The sequence below is a fragment of the Flavobacterium psychrotolerans genome (genome assembly GCF_003097635.1).
In the GTDB taxonomy this organism is placed as follows: Bacteria; Bacteroidota; Bacteroidia; order Flavobacteriales; family Flavobacteriaceae; genus Flavobacterium; species Flavobacterium psychrotolerans.
Genome location: NZ_QCZI01000011.1, coordinates 38,085 through 56,688, shown reverse-complemented (window position 1 = coordinate 56,688; position 18,604 = coordinate 38,085). Strand labels below are relative to the sequence as shown.

Annotated in this window: 13 protein-coding genes; 12 read left to right on the top strand and 1 reads right to left on the bottom strand. The window is 34.2% G+C overall.

Annotation, left to right across the window (positions count from 1 at the left end; translation table 11 throughout):
• The first annotated feature begins 19 nt into the window (after window positions 1-19).
• The 12 genes from DB895_RS09650 to DB895_RS09595 all read left to right on the top strand — a co-directional run bounded on the left by DB895_RS09650 (window position 20) and on the right by DB895_RS09595 (window position 17,904).
• On the top strand, window positions 20-1,954 hold the full coding sequence (locus DB895_RS09650) for an alpha-1,4-glucan--maltose-1-phosphate maltosyltransferase (protein ID WP_116725156.1): 1,935 nt from the start codon (window positions 20-22) through the stop codon (window positions 1,952-1,954).
• Window positions 1,954-3,612: a trehalose synthase gene (locus DB895_RS09645; protein ID WP_116725155.1), complete on the top strand. Its 1,659-nt coding sequence runs from the start codon at window positions 1,954-1,956 to the stop codon at window positions 3,610-3,612. Before DB895_RS09650 ends, DB895_RS09645 begins: the two co-directional genes overlap by 1 nt.
• 48 nt (window positions 3,613-3,660) lie before the next feature.
• Window positions 3,661-5,565 (top strand): 1,4-alpha-glucan branching protein GlgB, encoded by a 1,905-nt coding sequence (glgB, locus tag DB895_RS09640; RefSeq protein ID WP_116725154.1) that lies wholly within the window; start codon window positions 3,661-3,663, stop codon window positions 5,563-5,565.
• Window positions 5,566-5,851: 286 nt separating this feature from the next.
• The gene (locus DB895_RS09635) at window positions 5,852-8,248 is read left to right on the top strand and encodes a glycoside hydrolase family 31 protein (RefSeq protein ID WP_116725222.1); all 2,397 of its coding nucleotides are present in this window, start codon (window positions 5,852-5,854) and stop codon (window positions 8,246-8,248) included.
• A gap of 90 nt (window positions 8,249-8,338) precedes the next feature.
• On the top strand, window positions 8,339-9,151 hold the full coding sequence (locus DB895_RS09630) for a M48 family metallopeptidase (RefSeq protein ID WP_116725153.1): 813 nt from the start codon (window positions 8,339-8,341) through the stop codon (window positions 9,149-9,151).
• Between the two features lie 176 nt (window positions 9,152-9,327).
• Window positions 9,328-10,671: an MFS transporter gene (locus DB895_RS09625; protein WP_116725221.1), complete on the top strand. Its 1,344-nt coding sequence runs from the start codon at window positions 9,328-9,330 to the stop codon at window positions 10,669-10,671.
• Window positions 10,672-10,770: 99 nt separating this feature from the next.
• Entirely contained in the window at window positions 10,771-11,283 is a 513-nt protein-coding gene (locus DB895_RS09620) for a DUF6252 family protein (RefSeq protein WP_116725152.1), read from the top strand.
• Window positions 11,284-11,419: 136 nt separating this feature from the next.
• On the top strand, window positions 11,420-12,109 hold the full coding sequence (locus DB895_RS09615) for a BF2992 family fimbrillin-A clan protein (RefSeq protein WP_116725151.1): 690 nt from the start codon (window positions 11,420-11,422) through the stop codon (window positions 12,107-12,109).
• A gap of 183 nt (window positions 12,110-12,292) precedes the next feature.
• A complete protein-coding gene (lon, locus tag DB895_RS09610; protein ID WP_116725150.1) occupies window positions 12,293-14,743 on the top strand; it encodes an endopeptidase La in 2,451 nt (816 codons plus the stop codon).
• An 88-nt stretch (window positions 14,744-14,831) separates the two neighbouring features.
• Complete coding sequence (porQ, locus tag DB895_RS09605; RefSeq protein WP_116725149.1) at window positions 14,832-15,857, top strand: type IX secretion system protein PorQ; 1,026 nt, start codon at window positions 14,832-14,834, stop codon at window positions 15,855-15,857.
• Window positions 15,858-15,882: 25 nt separating this feature from the next.
• Window positions 15,883-16,578 (top strand): (d)CMP kinase, encoded by a 696-nt coding sequence (gene cmk / locus DB895_RS09600; protein WP_116725148.1) that lies wholly within the window; start codon window positions 15,883-15,885, stop codon window positions 16,576-16,578.
• Between the two features lie 72 nt (window positions 16,579-16,650).
• A complete protein-coding gene (locus tag DB895_RS09595) occupies window positions 16,651-17,904 on the top strand; it encodes a nucleoside permease (RefSeq protein ID WP_116725147.1) in 1,254 nt (417 codons plus the stop codon).
• Between the two features lie 23 nt (window positions 17,905-17,927).
• On the opposite strand, the gene DB895_RS09590 is transcribed toward DB895_RS09595, so the two are convergent.
• Window positions 17,928-18,530 carry a hypothetical protein gene (locus tag DB895_RS09590; protein WP_116725146.1) on the bottom strand — a complete coding sequence of 201 codons (603 nt, stop codon included), beginning with the start codon at window positions 18,528-18,530 and terminating at the stop codon, window positions 17,928-17,930.
• Window positions 18,531-18,604: the final 74 nt, after the last annotated feature.

Genomic DNA, 18,604 nt, shown 5'->3' with positions numbered 1-18,604 from the left:
ATCATAAAAATAACTTAAAATGCAGAATCAAACTCGGATAATCATAGAAAATGTTTTGCCACAATTAGATGGTGGCGTTTATCCTATAAAAAGAATTATTGGTCAAAAAGTGACTGTTTCAGCAGATGTTTTTTCCGATGGACATGATGTTTTGGAAAGTTGCGTAAAATTTAAACATGAGCACGATCAACATTGGCAGGAAGTCCGAATGTCTCCAACTGAAAATGATGTATGGATTGCGGAATTTAAAGTCGAAAGACAGGGTTTTTACTCTTATTTTGTTGAAGGTTGGGTAGATTATGCTTTAAATTGGCAACACGGAACCGGACGCAAAATTCAGGATGGTCAGTATGTTAAATCAGAACTTTTAGAAGGTGCTGAATATGTTAAAGCAGTTCAGAATCTAGCTAATAATTCAGAAAATGATTATCTAAGCAAAATAATTTATTTCTTTACGACGGAATTTGAGTATGAAAATGCAATTAGAGAAGCTACTTCACTAGAATTAAGACAAATATTTAAAAAATATCCCATTCGTTTTCTAGAAAATAGATCTATTGAACTCCAAGTTTATGTGGATAGAAAAAAAGCATTGTTTAGCACTTGGTATGAATTTTTCCCTAGATCCGCTTCGGAATTTGAAGGAAAACACGGAACATTCAAAGATTGTGAACGACTTATACCTCGGGTTGAAGCGATGGGTTTTGATACGTTGTATTTTCCACCTATACACCCTATTGGAGAGGTAAATAGAAAAGGAAAAAACAATGCTACCAATGCTCAATTTGGAGATGTAGGTTCTCCATGGGGTATTGGTTCTTATCACGGAGGACATAAATCAACACATCCAGAATTAGGAAGTATTGAAGATTTTAAATCATTGGTTAAAAAGGCCAAAGATTTCGGAATAGAAGTCGCCATGGATTATGCCTTGCAAGCAGCTCCGGATCATCCATATGTAAAAGATTTTCCGCAGTGGTTTAAGTGGAGGCCAGATGGTACGGTGCAGTACGCTGAAAATCCTCCCAAAAAATATCAGGATATACAGCCCATTTATTTTGAAAGCGGTGATTGGAAAAACCTTTGGGCAGAATTATTGGATGTAGCCTTATTTTGGATTGAAGAGTGCGACATCAAGATTTACAGAGTGGACAATCCACATACAAAACCTTTTTATTTTTGGGGATGGCTAATTGGTGAAATTAAGAAAAAGCATCCTGATGTATTATTTTTGGCGGAAGCTTTTACTAGGCCAAAGATTATGAATGAATTAGCGAAACAAGGATTCACTCAGTCCTATACTTATTTTACATGGAGAAACTCTAAAAAAGAATTAATAGATTATGTAACCGAATTGACCCAAACCGAACAAAAGGAATTTTACAGACCTAATTTCTGGCCTAATACGCCGGATATTAATCCATTTGCCTTACAAGGTGGTAATGAATCAATGCATTTACAGAAATATTTTCTTGCCGCGACATTGAGTTCTAATGTAGGGGTTTACGGACCCGTTTTTGAATTTATGGTTTGTGCACCAATGGCTCCCGGAAAGGAAGAATATTTGAATTCAGAAAAATATGAATATTTTAAATGGGATTGGGACAAAAAAAATAAAATCACGACTTTAATTACTCGTGTTAATATGATTAGGAAAGAGCAAGTTTCATTACAACAAACCAATAATATTGTTTTTTGTGAGACCAATAATGAAGAAGTTCTGGCATATTATAAATATGATGATGACAAACAAAATGAGACATTAATGATTGTCAGTCTTAACCCATACAATCAAACTCAAGCAATGGTGCGACTGCCAATGGAACATTTTGTAAATCCACCTCTTCAAATTATTGATTTAATTACCGGAAATAATTATTCGTGGAATAAGGAGTGGAACTATGTAGAAATAAACCCTGAATTGCCATTTCATCTATTTAAAATTCAAAAATAATGACAGAAAATCAAATTAATGCAGACGAATTTCAAAACCCATTTGTCTTTAATGTGGGCTGGAAAAGTGCTTTTGAAGATGAAGAATTTATAAAGGTTTTTTCATCTGATATTTTGGAAAATTATATCATCAATAAGCGTTGGTACGGAGGAAAAGCGAGCACTTTAAAGTATATTGAAGTAGTAGATTCCTTTAAAATTGCTTCTGAAAAGAACACTTATTACGGTGTTTTACTAGAAGTTAATTTTAAGGAAGCGTTTTATCAGCATTATTTTATGCCTGTCTCTTTTATGAAAGTAGAGGATTTAGATACCAATACAATTATTGCTCCCGTGAAAATGAATGGGGTTGAAGGCTTTCTTGTTGATGCCTTGCACCAAGAGGATTTTAGAAAACTTTTGTTCGATAAAATTGTCAATTCTGGTGAGAAAACAACTCTAAAAGTTAGATTTCACAAAGGAGAGAAATTAGAGGAAAAAGAATATAAAAGTTCTAAATTTATGGGAGTGGAGCAAAGTAACACTTCTGTTATTTATAATGACACTTTAGTACTGAAGATTTTTAGAAGAATTTATATCAGTACCAATCCGGATTATGAGATTAGTCGGTTTCTTACAGAAAGGATGGATTTCAAGAGTTCTCCAGCTTACACTGGGAGTATAAGTGTAGCCATGTCTGAAGGAAATATCACACTTGGATTGATGCAGGAATTAGTCCCAAATCAAGGAGATGCGTGGCAATTTATGTTAGAAGAAGTAGATCATATTTTTGATAATTTAAAGCATAAAAAAATAAAAATATGCAAATTGCCAGATATTGAATTGTTTAAAAGATTAAAATTAAATGCAGTGCCACATGAAATCATTGATTGGGTTGGATTGAGCATTTTTATTAGAATTCAAACATTGGCGACACGCACCGCAGAAATGCACATTGCCCTTGGTGGTGATTTTCATGACACGGCATTTACCCCAACCACTTACAATGGGGATTATTCAGTTTGGCTTAAAAACAGATTGACCTATCAGTTTCAAAACAGATTGAATATTTTGGAAAATAATCTGCATAAATTAGACGGATTGGCTTTAGAATTGGCAAATCAGTTTTTAGACCACAAAAAAGACATTAGGAAATTATTTCTTGACTTTGATTGGACGAAAATGAAATCAGAACGGATTAGAATTCACGGAGATTATCATTTAGGTCAGGTTTTGGTCAATGGAGATGATTTTACTATTTTGGATTTTGAAGGAGAACCTGAAAGTACCATACGTGACAGAAAAGTAAAACAGCCACCATTGAAAGACGTAGCTGGTATGTTTCGTTCGTTTCATTATTCGATTTACGCAACAATTTTCAACAACAAAGAAAAATACCCTTATGATCAAGAAGATTTATTTCATGCGGGAGAGATTTTGTTTAAATATTTTGTTGGCGTTTTTATTCATACCTATACCGAAGTTGCCCAAGCTGGGAATTTGAATATTGGTTATCGAAGTGAGATTGATTTTTTATTAAAGTATCACTTATTGGAAAAAGCGGTTTATGAATTGGGTTATGAACTAAATTCAAGACCGCGCTGGTCAGTGATTCCTTTAACAGGAATTGCCAGTATCATGAATTTTGAAAAAATAAAATACAGTCATGATACAAAATGATAATTAACTGTTTAGAAAAAACTAACAAAAAATAACAATAATATTAAAATGAACAAAGTACAATCACATTCCCTTTTAACCGATTTCGACATCGATTTATTCAAAGCAGGAAAACATTTTAGACTATACGAAAAACTCGGGGCACATATTATAGAAGTTGAAGGGGTAAAGGGAGTTTATTTCGCGGTTTGGGCGCCTTCGGCACGTTCCGTTTCAGTAGTTGGGGATTTTAATTATTGGATTCAAGGGGATCATCAACTGCAAGTACGTTGGGATTCTTCTGGAATTTGGGAAGGGTTTATTCCAGGTTTAGAAAAAGGGACAACCTATAAATATAAAATCCAATCGAACAATAATGATATTATCACTGAAAAGGCAGATCCTTTTGCTCTGTATTGTGAACATCCCCCACATACCGCATCAGTTATTTGGGATTTGGAATACAAATGGAAAGACAAATCTTGGATGGATAACCGTAAAGATAAAAACGGATTAGACAAGCCTTATTCTGTTTATGAGGTACATTTGGGATCTTGGAAACGCAATGCAGAAGGGAAATTCTTGACCTATCTTGAATTTGCAGAAGATTTAGTGAATTATGTAAAAGAAACGGGCTTCACTCATGTGGAGTTTATGCCTATAATGGAATTTCCATACGATCCGTCTTGGGGATACCAATTGGTAGGATATTTTGCGCCTACTTCTCGTTTTGGAAAACCACAGGATTTTATGTTTTTGGTTGACAAACTTCACCAAGCTGGAATTGGAGTAATTTTAGATTGGGTTCCGTCTCATTTTCCTGATGATGCTCATGGTTTAGGTTTTTTTGACGGTTCAAATCTTTTTGAACATCCAGACAGAAGAAAAGGATACCATCCAGACTGGAAAAGTTTAGTCTTTAATTACGGACGTAATGAAGTACGGTCGTTCTTGATTAGTAATGCCATTTTTTGGTTGCAACATTATCATGCAGATGGACTTCGAGTTGATGCCGTAGCGTCAATGTTGTATCTGGATTATTCTAGAGAAGAAGGAGAATGGGAGCCAAATATTTTTGGAGGAAGAGAAAATTTGGATACCATCAGTTTCCTAAAAGATTTTAACGAAGCAGTATATTCAAATTTTGAAGGTGTACAGACTATTGCCGAAGAGAGTACCTCTTTTTCAATGGTTTCTCGTCCAACATTTGTTGGAGGCTTAGGTTTTGGAATGAAATGGATGATGGGTTGGATGCACGATACCTTACAGTATTTTCAAAAAGAACCCATATACAGAAAATACCACCAAAACGATTTGACATTTTCTATGACTTATGCATTTTCTGAAAACTTCATGTTGCCCTTATCACATGATGAAGTGGTATATGGAAAAAAATCTATTGCAGGAAGAATGCCAGGAGATGAATGGCAAAAATTTGCCAACTTGCGATTACTCTATGGCTACATGTTTACGCATCCGGGGACGAAATTGTTATTTATGGGTGCTGAATTTGGGCAAAGCAGTGAGTGGAATTTTGAAGGCAGTTTAGATTGGCATCTACTTCAATATGATTTTCATGATGGCATCAAAAAGGTGATTACAGATCTAAATGCCCTGTACAAAACGTATCCCGCATTGCACGAAAAACAATTCAGTCCTGAAGGTTTCGAATGGATTAACTATTCTGATTTTCAAAATGCGGTAATGTCCTATATTAGAAAAGGAAATGACCCTAAAGATGACCTTGTCGTAGTTTGTAATTTCACACCAGTAATTAGAGAAAATTATCGCATTGGCATACCTAAAAAAGGAAAATTGACTCAGGTTTTCAATAGCGATGAAACTATTTATGGAGGAAGCGGAAAAACTTTCACTAAATCTATAAAAATTGAAGCAGATCCATGTGACGGCAGAGATTTTTCAGCTGCATTAGTGTTGCCACCGTTGAGCGTAACTGTTTTTAAAATATCATAATTGGAATTATTTATTTAATACAATTTTTATAATCTCTCTCCAAGTCACCAAGACGCGATTTGTTTATCTCTAAACATTTTTATGCGTGATATAGACATGGAGAGATTTTTTTTATAATCAAACTTCAGAATAAAACACAAAAAAATATAAGGTTAATGGGAATACATACTTACGATAACGTTTTCGTAGAAATATATTAAATTCATTTCTATAAACAAACTAATTTTGTATGTTTGGAACTTTAGTGGCTATTTCAAATAGTCTCTATGAACTTAAACAAAATACCATGATAACAAATACCGAATTAGAATTTAAAGGAGATTTATATCCTTCAAAAATAGTAGAATTTAAAAAGGAAGTGGATAGCGTCTATTTCTATACAGACAATAGCGTTATTTTAAAAGTTACTGTACTTCGAGATAGTCTTCTTCGTTTTCGATACACTACCAAAGGTTATTTTAGCAAAGATTTTTCGTATGCAATTGACAAAACTCAATCCCACGGTTATAATTTGCTAGAGCTTGCTGATGATATAGATTGCTACATAATTCAAACGAGTAAGGTAATTTGTAAAATTCAAAAAGAAGATTTACGGGTTTCGATAACGGATTTGGAAGGAAATTGCATTCTTGAGGATGAGTTGGGGTTTCATTGGGAAGAAAGTTACCATTTTGGTGGGAATATCGTCAAAATGAGTAAGGCTTCTAAAGATGGAGAATGTTTTTATGGGTTAGGGGATAAAGCTTCCCAAATGAATCTGAAAGGAAAAAGGGTAGAAAATTTTGCGACAGATCAATATGCTTATCATAAGGATCAAGAACCTTTATATAAGGTTGTCCCATTTTATATTGGCTTACAAAATAAAAATTCATATGGGATATTTTTTGATAACACTTTTAAAACCACTTTTGACTTTTGTCATGAACGAAGAAATGTAACTAGTTTCTGGGCAGAAGGTGGGGAAATGAACTACTATTTTATTTATGGTCCACAAATGCAAGACGTGGTTACAACCTATACACATTTAACAGGAAAACCTGAATTGCCACCACTTTGGGCTTTAGGGTATCACCAATGTAAATGGAGTTATTATCCCGAGAGCAAAGTAAAAGAGGTAACCGGTAAATTTAGAGAGCTCAAAATTCCTTGTGATGCGATTTATCTCGATATTGATTACATGGAAGGTTTCCGTTGTTTTACTTGGAATAAAGAATATTTTCCAGATCCCAAAAAAATGGTTGCCGAATTAGCTGAAGACGGTTTCAAAACCGTTGTTATCATTGATCCGGGAATAAAAATAGACAAAGACTATTGGGTTTACAATGAAGCTCTTGAAAAAGATTATTTTTGTAAACGAGCCGATGGTCCTTACATGAAAGGAAAAGTTTGGCCTGGAGAATGTAATTTTCCGGACTATACAAATCCTGAAGTGCGAGAATGGTGGGCAGGATTATTTAAAGAACTAATCTCGGACATTGGGGTAAAGGGCGTGTGGAATGATATGAACGAACCAGCAGTAATGGAAGTTCCGGGTAAAACATTCCCGATGGATGTGCGTCACGATTATGATGGAAATCCTTGCAGTCATAGGAAAGCGCACAATATATATGGAACCCAAATGGCTCGTGCCACTTATGAAGGGGTTAAACAGTTTGCATACCCTAAACGTCCTTTTATTATTACGCGTTCGGCCTATTCTGGTGCGCAACGGTATACTTCTTCTTGGACAGGTGATAATGTTGCGAGTTGGGAACATTTGTGGATAGCCAATATTCAGGTGCAACGAATGTCTATTTCAGGTATGGGGTTTACCGGATCTGATATTGGTGGATTTGCTGAACAACCTACCGGAGAATTGTATGCACGTTGGATTCAGTTAGGGGTATTTCATCCGTTTTGCCGAACCCATTCTTCCGGAGACCATGGTGACCAAGAGCCTTGGTCATTTGATGAAGAAGTGATTGATATCACTAGGAAATTTGTTGAATTACGCTACCAATTGCTCCCTTATCTCTACACCATGTTTTGGGAATATATTAATGATGGAGTTCCTATGTTGAAACCATTAGTGTATTTTGACCAAGAAGATACACAAACACATTATAGAACAGATGAATTTATTTTTGGAAACCAAATTTTGGTGTGTCCTATTTTAGAGCCTAATGCACAGGGTCGTCGCATGTATTTGCCAACCGGGAATTGGTATAATTATTGGACTGACGAATTGGTTAATGGTAAAAAGGAACTTTGGGTACAGACTGATTTTGATCAAATTCCAATTTTTGTAAAAGAAGGAGCAATTATTCCAAAATATCCAGTACAACAATACGTTGGTGAATTGGAATTTGAAGAAATCACACTAGAAGTTTATTTTAAATTGGGTAAAGAAAAGTCGGTTCTTTATGAAGATGCCCAAGATGGATATGATTATAATAAAGGACGATTTAGTTTAGCTACATTTAGTTTTACAGGTAAAGAAAAAGAACTGATCATTCAGCAACATAAAGAAGGGAAGTTTGTCACTAATTATACCAAATTTAAAATTAATCTTCACGGATTACCTTTTAAAGTAAAAAAAATAATGATTGATAAGGAACATATTTCATTCAACGATGCGTCATTTAATTTAAATACGTTAATCGTAGATAAAGACTTTACAGAAATTTACATTACAGGTGTTTAATTTCTCGTAAATATGAAAGAATAAAATAATATTATGTAACTTCAATGTTTATATGAGATGTATTTTTGTTCACATATAATAAAATAAATTATGAAAAGATACTTAATTATTATTGGGGTTTTTAGTTTGGTTATTTCATGTGCCAAAAATCCATTTACCGGTAAAAACAGCTTGAATTTTGTTTCAAATAGTGAGTTGTTTCCGTCATCATTCCAGCAATACGGAACTTTCTTAAAAGAAAACAAAGTTGTTTCCGGAACTTCTGATGCGCGGATGGTAGAAACGGTAGGAATGAAAATTAAAACGGCAGCAGAAAAGTATTTAAATGCAAATGGTTATTCAGGTTATTTAAAAGATTATCAATGGGACTATAAATTGGTGGAGAGCAAAGAGGTGAATGCTTGGTGTTTGCCAGGTGGAAAAATTGTGGTTTACTCTGGGATTTTACCTATAACTAAAGATGAAGCTGGTTTAGCTACCGTTATAGGCCATGAGGTTTCGCATGCACTGGCAAATCATGGTGCTCAACGTATGAGTGCTGCTGAATTGCAACAATTAGGAGCCGTTGGAGTAACACTTGCTACTGGAAAACAAAGTGCTGAAAAGCAGCAAATTTGGCAACAAGCGTATGGTTTAGGTTCTCAATATGGGGCAATGCTTCCTTTTAGCCGAAGTCATGAATCAGAAGCCGATATGATTGGACTTACTTTAATGGCCATTGCAGGTTATAATCCTGATCAGGCAGTTGCTTTTTGGGGAAGGATGTCAGCAAAATCGGGAGGGAATGCACCTCCGGAATTTTTGAGTACGCACCCATCAGACGCAACTAGAATTGCTAAAATCAAGAGTTTAATTCCTCAAGCTAAAGCTGAAGCTTTGAAATTTGGAGTTGTTTTTAAATAATAAATTTTTTAAAGTATATAAATTAAGCCATTTCTTTTGAAGTGGCTTTCTTATTGATACTTAGTTGTGTTTTACCGCAAATGTTACTTTTCTTGTTTTGAATGATTAAGTTCAGACAAATCCATGTAATTCGTAGCAAAAAAATAAATAAATTCGCAAGATTAAAAGGATACTATATGGAAGATTTACCTAAAGGAAGTAAAAAACTATTAAATGCGTGGGCTTTTTATGATTGGGCAAATTCTGTTTACCCATTAGTGATTTCATCAGCAGTTTTTCCAATATTTTATGAAGCATTATTTTCAGATAGGGATCATTACATTTCTGTTTTTGGAATGAATCTTAAGAATTCGGCTTTAATAAGTTTTGTAACCGCTTTTGCGTTTTTAGTTGTTGCTTTTATCTCTCCAATTTTATCTGGGATTTCTGATTATGTTGGGAATAAAAAGGGATTCATGAAGTTTTTTTGCTATTTAGGGGCGCTGTCCTGCATGGGATTGTATTTTTTTAGTCTTGAAAATATTTATGTGGGTTTGGTTTTTTATTTTCTAGGATTAATTGGTTTTTGGGGTAGCTTAGTATTTTATAATTCCTATTTGCCAGATATTGCTTTTCCGGAACAACAAGATGAGGTGAGTGCCAAAGGATATTCTTTAGGTTATATAGGAAGCGTGATTTTATTAATTGTTAATTTGGCAATGATAATGAAACCTGATCTATTTGGAATTTCTGGTTCAAGTGGTGAAGCTGCAATGAAAGCTATGCGCTATTCCTTTATTATGGTAGGGATCTGGTGGATTATTTTTAGCCAATATGTCTATTATTTTTTGCCCAAAGGAAATAGAAATTCAGAGCACAAGGTGACAAAGGCAGTTGTTTTTAATGGCTTTAAGGAGTTGCAAAAAGTTTGGAGATTACTCGAACATAATAAGGCATTAAAAAGATATTTAAGGAGCTTTTTCGTTTACAGTATGGCGGTGCAGACTGTGATGTTAATTGCAACATATTTTGGGGCACAGGAAATTGCTTGGGAATCTAAAAGTGATAGTACAACGGGGTTAATTATTTGTATTTTAGTGATACAGTTGGTTGCAATTTTGGGAGCTGTTTTGACGTCTAGAGCATCTGCTAAATTCGGAAATATCCCAACCCTAATCGCCATCAATTGCTTCTGGGTTTTGCTTTGTGTGGCGGCTTATTTTATAATTTTACCCATCCATTTTTATATTATGGCGGGTTTGGTAGGATTGGTCATGGGCGGAATTCAGGCTTTGTCACGTTCAACCTATTCTAAACTATTACCCGAAACGGAAGATACCGCTTCCTTTTTTAGTTTTTTTGATGTTTCCGAAAAAATCGGAATAGTTATTGGGATGTGTGTATATGGGATTATTGACCAAATTACGGGCAGTCCTAGGTTTGCGATTGTTTTTTTAGCTATTTTTTTTATTATCGGAGTATTGTTATTGAATAGGGTTCCAAAAAATAATGCTTTGGATGAACGTAAAACTAAGAACTAAAAAGGAGAAAAGACATGATTTTGCTTCATACATTAAGGCTTAATTTTTTATCAACAATCAAAATAATTACTTTTCTAATATTAATTTTATTACTATCAAATGAAGAATATAAAAATCACGGGCATTTTGGTACTGTTTTCAATACTTTTTTTGTTCTCTTGTGAAAATGAACCTGTTAATACAACATCAAATTTAAATCCTACAAATTCGGTTTTGCCCATTTCGTTTAAGGTGGGTTTTAGTGGACAAACCTATGTTGCAACAGAAGTTAATGCAGTAATTATAAATGGACTAATGACTCTGTATGCATCTAAGGGCATTCAAAAGGAATCTTTTACAATTCCTATTCCAGAAATGACAATAGGATCTTATCCAACAAATAAGAATATCATCTTATATAGCGGAGGAGTCAGTCAACCAATATATCAAAGCATTAATCCGGCAGATGCATACGCCAATACGGGTCAAATCAAAATCACTTCCGTAAATACCGGGAATATGAGAATTTCAGGAAATTTTGATTTTACGGGTTTTAATAAAACAGGAAACCTTACTTTGACAAAAGAATTCACTAACGGGGTTTTTACAAATATCCCTTATGTTACAAAGTAGAATCAATCTCTTAGACAAAAATGGAATACAATAGTAACGATATTCTTTTTTTAATAGCGTTCTCTCAAAAAAATAGGAGTTTTGAAATAAATATAATTTACATTTGAGAAAAATAAACTTTTCAAAAATCAGAAAAATGAGAAAAATAAAATTGATTACCACCCTATTATTGTTTTTTGCAGCCTTAAGTATAACATCTTGTAGTGATGAGCCAATTGATCCATCAATTAATTTGAATACTGGAGGAGGAAGTTCCACAGGAGATTTTTGGCCTACTGCAATAAATAATGAGTGGGTTTTTAAACTTAATGGCAATGTACAAGAATCCATGAAAATAGTTTCAATGAATACTCTCGGAAATAATACCTATTATACATTTAACAAAGTCTCAGGCAGTGCCAGTGGAACACAAAGAATACGAAAATCAAATGGGGATTATTATTTAAAAATGGAAGATGTATCAACAGCAGGGGCAACAACAACAGGTTCAGAAACCATCCTTCTAAAAGACTATTTGCTTGTTGGCGGAACGTGGAACGACAGTTATGTTCAAACTACCACTTATTCCGGAATACCGCCTATTGCATTAAATGTATCTACAGTTTCCACAATTATTGAAAAAGATGCTACACTATCCATTAATGGCAAAACTTATAACAACGTTATTAAAATTAAGCGCATTCAAACTGTTTCGGGTATATCATCTCCAAGTAGCTCTACTACAAGTTATTATTGGTTTGCAAAAGATGTTGGTCCTGTGAAAATGACAAATGAATTTAACAGCCAAGTCACTACTCAGGAATTATTTAGTTATAAATTAAATTAATTGTTAATTTTAAAAAGTTAAAATCCGCTTCTTGCGGATTTTTTTATGGCATAAAATTTGTCTTTTTAGGAGATGAAACGAATTAATACGCTTTACATCGATTTTAAATTAAATTAATGTCAAGTTGTATTATATTTGTTATTCCATTTACAAACCTAATGTCATTTTGACTTACACGATACCATGTCATACCACAAAATATTAACACTGGACAATCTGTCACTACAAGAATTCGATTCTGAAGCCGATTTAATCCCATTATTAACTCCAGAAGACGAAGAAGAAATGAACAATGAAGAGCTACCAACTTCATTGCCAATTTTGCCGTTACGTAATATGGTTTTATTTCCAGGAGTTGTAATCCCAATTACCGCTGGTCGCGATAAGTCTATTAAACTAATTAATGACGCCAATGCCGCTGGAAAAATTATAGGTGTTGTTGCCCAAAAAAATGAAGAAGATGAAGACCCAACAAAAAATGATATCCATAAAATAGGTACCGTTGCCCGAATTTTGCGAGTGCTAAAAATGCCCGATGGTAATGTCACGGTTATTCTTCAAGGGAAAAAACGTTTTGAAATAGAAACCGTAACTTCGGAAAATCCATATTTAATTGCAAATGTTAAGGAAGTTGAGGAAAAAAGACCAGGAAAACATGATACGGAGTTTATAGCTATTCTGGATTCTATAAAAGAATTAGCCATTCAAATTATTAAGGAAAGTCCAAATATTCCCAGCGAAGCTACATTTGCAATTAAAAATATTGAAAGCCAATCGTTTTTAATCAATTTTGTGACTTCAAATATGAATTTGTCGGTAAAAGAAAAACAAGATTTATTAGCAATTAATGCCTTGAAAGAAAGGGCTTTAGAGACGCTTCGTTACATGAATATTGAGTTGCAAAAACTTGAATTGAAAAATGATATTCAATCAAAAGTTCGTTTTGATTTAGACCAACAGCAGCGTGAATATTTCCTTCACCAACAAATGAAAACTATCCAAGAGGAATTGGGTGGAGTTTCTCAAGAAGAGGAGTTGGATGAAATGCGTCAAAAGGCAAAAACTAAGAAATGGGACGAAAAAACGCAGAAACATTTTGAAAAAGAATTGTCTAAAATGCAGCGTATGAATCCGCAGGCACCTGATTTTGGTATTCAGAGGAATTATTTGGAGTTGTTTTTAGAGTTGCCTTGGAATGAATATTCTAAAGATAATTTCGATTTAAAGCGAGCACAAAAAATTCTGGATAAAGATCATTTTGGGCTGGAAGATGTGAAAAAACGAATGATTGAACATTTGGCTGTTTTGAAATTGAGAAATGATATGAAATCGCCAATTATTTGCTTAACAGGACCTCCTGGAGTTGGAAAAACATCGATTGGAAAATCAGTTGCTGAAGCTTTAGGTAGGGAATATGTTCGTATTTCATTAGGCGGTTTGCGAGATGAAGCGGAAATTCGTGGTCATAGAAAAACATATATAGGCGCAATGCCAGGAAGGATTATCCAAAGTTTGAAAAAAGCAGGAACATCAAATCCCGTTTTTGTTTTGGATGAAATCGATAAATTATCAACTAGCAGTCACGGAGATCCCTCTTCAGCATTATTAGAAGTTTTAGATCCGGAGCAAAATAATTCATTTTACGATAATTTTCTGGAAATGGGATATGACTTGTCAAAAGTCATGTTTATTGCCACATCCAATAACATGTCGGCGATTCAACCTGCATTAATAGACAGAATGGAAGTAATCAAAATGTCGGGGTATACGATTGAAGAAAAAGTGGAAATTGCCCGACAACACTTGTTTCCAAGACAGTTGAAAGAACATGGCCTAACCTCTAAACAGTTGACTATCGGTAAAAAACAACTGGAAAAAATAGTCGAAGGATACACTCGTGAGTCCGGAGTTCGAGGCCTTGAAGCTAAAATAGCCCAAGTGATTCGTAATGCGGCAAAATCGGTTGCTATGGAAGAAGAGTACAATAAAAAAGTAACCGACGAAGACATTGTTCATTCCCTTGGCGTTCCTAGATTGGAAAGAGACAAATACGAAAATAATGATGTTGCGGGAGTGGTAACTGGCTTAGCTTGGACTGCTGTTGGAGGTGATATTCTTTTTATAGAATCACTGATTTCTCCAGGAAAAGGAGCAATGACCATTACTGGAAATTTAGGTACGGTGATGAAGGAATCGGCCACAATAGCTTTAGAATATATTAAGGCTAATGCTGAACTTTTAGGATTAAATCCAGAAACGCTGTCCAAATATAATATTCACTTGCACGTTCCTGAAGGAGCAACGCCAAAAGATGGGCCAAGTGCAGGGATTGCTATGTTAACTTCTTTAGTTTCGGTGCTTACCCAAAAGAAAGTTAAGAAAAGTTTGGCTATGACAGGGGAAATAACCTTGCGTGGAAAAGTATTGCCAGTTGGTGGATTAAAAGAAAAGATTTTAGCTGCAAAACGGGCTAATATCAAAGAAATTATTTTGTGTCATGAAAATAAAAGTGACATTGACGAAATAAAAGAGGAATATATAGAAGGTATGACTTTTCATTATGTCAAGGAAATGAGTGAGGTATTAACAATAGCGATAACGAATCAGAAAGTAAAAAACGCCAAAATATTATAAATAAAAAAGGGCTAATTATTTAGTCTTTTTTTTATTAAAATAATACCTTCGCAATTGCGTTATACCTTATAGAAACAGCGACAGTAACATGATTAAAAAGAGATTTTATTATATTCTAATTTTATTTTGCACGGTGTCTTATAGTCAAATAGGGGGAAAATCTGTCTATCAGTTTCTGAATTTAGTTACCTCACCAAGACAAGCTGCTTTAGGAGGGAAAAATATAACCATTTATGACCATGATGTGAATCAGGCCAATTTTAATCCAGCTGCCATCAATCCCGAAATGAATAACCGATTGGCGTTAAACTACGGCAGTTATTTTGGTGAAGCTGCATACGGAACGGCGTCCTATGGGTATACTTTCGACAATAGATTGAGAACATTTCAGGCAGGAGTCAACTATGTGAATTATGGCACTATAGATGGTTATGATGAAAATGGATCAGCAACTTCAAGTTTTACAGGGAGTGAGGTAGCTTTAAATTTCGGATATTCGTACGCCATTCCCAAAACAAATTTTCATCTTGGTGCCAGCGGAAAACTGATCTCTTCAACATTAGAGACGTACAATTCTTTTGGGGGTGCTATAGATTTGGGTGGATTATATGTTGATGATAAAAAACATATTAATTATGCCATCGTTATCCGGAATTTTGGGACGCAATTCACGACCTATTCTGGAACGAATGAAAAATTACCCATGGAAATCATGATGGGGGTCTCTCAACAATTAGAGAATGTGCCCATTCGTTGGCATTTAACATTGGAGAATTTACAACAATGGGATATAGCTTTTTCGAATCCTGCCAGAGTTCAAAATACTTTAGATGGAGGTGTTATAGAAGAGAAAGTTTCTTTCTTTAATAATACCTTACGCCATGTAATCATTGGGGCAGAACTATTTCCAACCAGAAGTTTTAATCTTCGATTAGGATACAATTTTAGAAGAGGAGAAGAGTTACGATTGTTAGAACAGCGCAATTTTTCCGGAATTTCAGTTGGTTTTGGATTAAAAATGGGTAGACTCAAATTTGACTATTCGTATTCCAGATATACTTTGGCCGCGAATACCAGTTTGTTTGGGCTAACAATTAACTTTAACAGCCAATGATTATAAACAATTAATATAGTATATTTTGAATAAAAAAATTACCATTGCCATTGACGGATTTTCCTCTACCGGAAAAAGCACTTTAGCGAAACAGTTAGCCAAACATTTAGGCTATGTTTATGTGGATACTGGCGCAATGTACAGAGCGGTTTCTTTATTTGCAATGCAAAACGGATACATTGATGCTGATTTTTTTGATAAACAATCTTTAATTAATAGTTTGCCATTTATAAAATTACAATTCAAATTTAATCCTGATTTGGGTTTTGCCGAAATGTATCTAAACGATGTTAATGTCGAAAATGAAATAAGAACTATTGAAGTTTCAAATTTTGTAAGTAGGGTAGCAGAGGTCTCAGAAGTTCGTAAAAAACTGGTGGAGCAACAGAAAGAAATGGGCAAAGCAAAAGGCATTGTTATGGACGGAAGGGATATTACTACTGTTGTTTTCCCGGATGCGGAACTTAAAATTTTCATGACTGCCAGTCCAGAAACTCGAGCGGAACGTCGTTTTGATGAATTGAAAAGTAAGGGGCAAAATGTGCCTTACGAGGTTGTTTTGAAAAACGTGCAGGAACGCGATTATATTGATACCCATCGGGACGATTCCCCTTTAGTTAAAGCCGATGAAGCAATTGAAATAGATAATTCCCATCTTTCCCGAGAAGAACAATTTGATGTAGTTTTAGAATTGATCCAAGAAGTTACTAAAATGTTGTGATTACTTGTTTATTTCATTTTTAATAGTAGATTTACGGGCTATTAATTTTTCAAAAACCAAAATAAATATTTTATGAGTATCAAGTTTAGATTAACATTAATGAGTTTTCTCCAATTTTTTGTTTGGGGAGCCTGGTTAATTACTGTTGGAAATTACTGGTTTGCAACAAAACAATGGAGTGGCGCCGAATTTGGAGCCATATTCTCTACCTTAGGACTTTCTTCTATTTTCATGCCGGCACTTACCGGAATCATTGCAGACCGCTGGATTAATGCAGAAAAATTATACGGAGGTTTGCATATTTTAGGAGGTTTGGCTTTGGCCTACATTCCTATGGTGGATAATCCAACGAGTTTCTTTTGGGTTATTTTCATCGCGATGCTGTGCTATATGCCAACCATTTCTCTGTCAAATTCAATTGCCTATAATATTTTAAAAAACAATAAATTTGACGTAATAAAAGTATTTCCACCAATTCGTGTTTGGGGAACTGTTGGTTTTATTATTGCCATGTGGATCACGAATTTATCCGGAAATAAGGCATCGGCCAATATGTTTTACATTTCAGCGTTTGCGGCAATTGTATTGGGAATTTATTCTTTTTCATTGCCTAAATGTGCACCTCAAAATCTAACATCAAAAGATGCTTCTTTTACGGAATTGTTAGGTTTGAATGCTTTTAAGCTATTTGGAACTTACAAAATGGCATTGTTTTTTATTTTCTCTATGTTTTTAGGTGGAGCTTTGCAGTTAACCAACATGTATGGAGATACATTCTTGTCCGATTTTTCTAAAGTTCCGGAATATGCGGATTCATTTGTAGTTAGGTATTCTACCATTATCATGTCTATATCTCAAATATCAGAAACCCTGTTCATTTTAGCCATTCCATTCTTTTTGAAACGGTTTGGAATAAAACAGGTCATGCTTATTAGCATGATAGCTTGGGTATTGCGATTCGGATTGTTTGCTTACGGGAACCCATCCGGTGGCTTGTGGATGATTATTTTATCTTGTATTGTTTACGGAATGGCGTTTGATTTCTTCAATATTTCGGGTTCATTGTTTGTAGAAACGTCTACAGATTCTTCCATTCGTTCCAGTGCACAAGGTTTGTTTATGATGATGACTAATGGTTTTGGGGCAGTTATAGGAAGTTCGGCCAGTGGCTATTTAATAGATACTTATTTTACTCATACCGGAGTAAAAGATTGGCAGAACATCTGGTTGACTTTTGCTGTTTATGCATTAATAATTGCGATATTCTTCGCATTTATGTTCAAGCACAAGCATGATCCTAATGCGGTGGAAAATGTGAGTCATTAGAAAAAAAATAAGGGAGAGCTTGATTATTCAAGCTCTTTTCTGTTTAATTCTGTTTTGAATTTCTCAATATTATGATCGTCTTCAATTTTAAGAATTTCTATTGCCTTTTCAAATGTCATTATATTGTTTCTAAAAAGGGAGATTATAAATGGTTTTAAGACTTCATATTGCATTTCATAGTTCATTTTGAAAAATAGTTTTCTTTTTACCCCGTCTGTCAAATCTAAATCTAATAAATTATTAGTTCCATTCGATAATTTCGGAAATAATGAAGCTTTGCCCGTTATACCAAAATTTTTTCCATCATAATCATCCAAGCGAAGAAATATTTTTTTTATGCTTTGAATTTTAATTATTTCATCGTTTATACAGATGTTATCTGAATTGAAAGTAATAGTTCCGTTAAGCACTCCGTTTAATGGTTTTTTTCTGAAAAGATTAGCTAATATCATAATAATACCCAATAAGATAATACAGAATATAATTATTCCAGCAATTTTTGAAATATATTCTAAATTTAAAATTTTAAAGAAACCTGCAATAAGTAGGAGCAGTAATAAGATGTTATTAATATCCCAATGAAATGTTTTATTATCAGGTTTGAAAATTTGAAAAGAGTTATCCATTATTTTATGTTTCTCAAATATATAAACTTAAATTGGATGAGAATTAATATTTTCAATGCTTCGGTTTTTTATAG

Bases quoted from the DNA above. Each gene is read 5' to 3' on its own strand.
- lon (WP_116725150.1), top strand. From the start codon at position 12,293: ATGTCATACCACAAAATATTAACACTGGACAATCTGTCACTACAAGAA.
- porQ (WP_116725149.1), top strand. From the start codon at position 14,832: ATGATTAAAAAGAGATTTTATTATATTCTAATTTTATTTTGCACGGTG.
- DB895_RS09595 (WP_116725147.1), top strand. From the start codon at position 16,651: ATGAGTATCAAGTTTAGATTAACATTAATGAGTTTTCTCCAATTTTTT.
- DB895_RS09635 (WP_116725222.1), top strand. From the start codon at position 5,852: ATGATAACAAATACCGAATTAGAATTTAAAGGAGATTTATATCCTTCA.
- DB895_RS09590 (WP_116725146.1), bottom strand. From the start codon at position 18,530: ATGGATAACTCTTTTCAAATTTTCAAACCTGATAATAAAACATTTCAT.
- DB895_RS09620 (WP_116725152.1), top strand. From the start codon at position 10,771: ATGAAGAATATAAAAATCACGGGCATTTTGGTACTGTTTTCAATACTT.
- DB895_RS09630 (WP_116725153.1), top strand. From the start codon at position 8,339: ATGAAAAGATACTTAATTATTATTGGGGTTTTTAGTTTGGTTATTTCA.
- DB895_RS09625 (WP_116725221.1), top strand. From the start codon at position 9,328: ATGGAAGATTTACCTAAAGGAAGTAAAAAACTATTAAATGCGTGGGCT.
- glgB (WP_116725154.1), top strand. From the start codon at position 3,661: ATGAACAAAGTACAATCACATTCCCTTTTAACCGATTTCGACATCGAT.
- DB895_RS09645 (WP_116725155.1), top strand. From the start codon at position 1,954: ATGACAGAAAATCAAATTAATGCAGACGAATTTCAAAACCCATTTGTC.
- DB895_RS09650 (WP_116725156.1), top strand. From the start codon at position 20: ATGCAGAATCAAACTCGGATAATCATAGAAAATGTTTTGCCACAATTA.
- DB895_RS09615 (WP_116725151.1), top strand. From the start codon at position 11,420: ATGAGAAAAATAAAATTGATTACCACCCTATTATTGTTTTTTGCAGCC.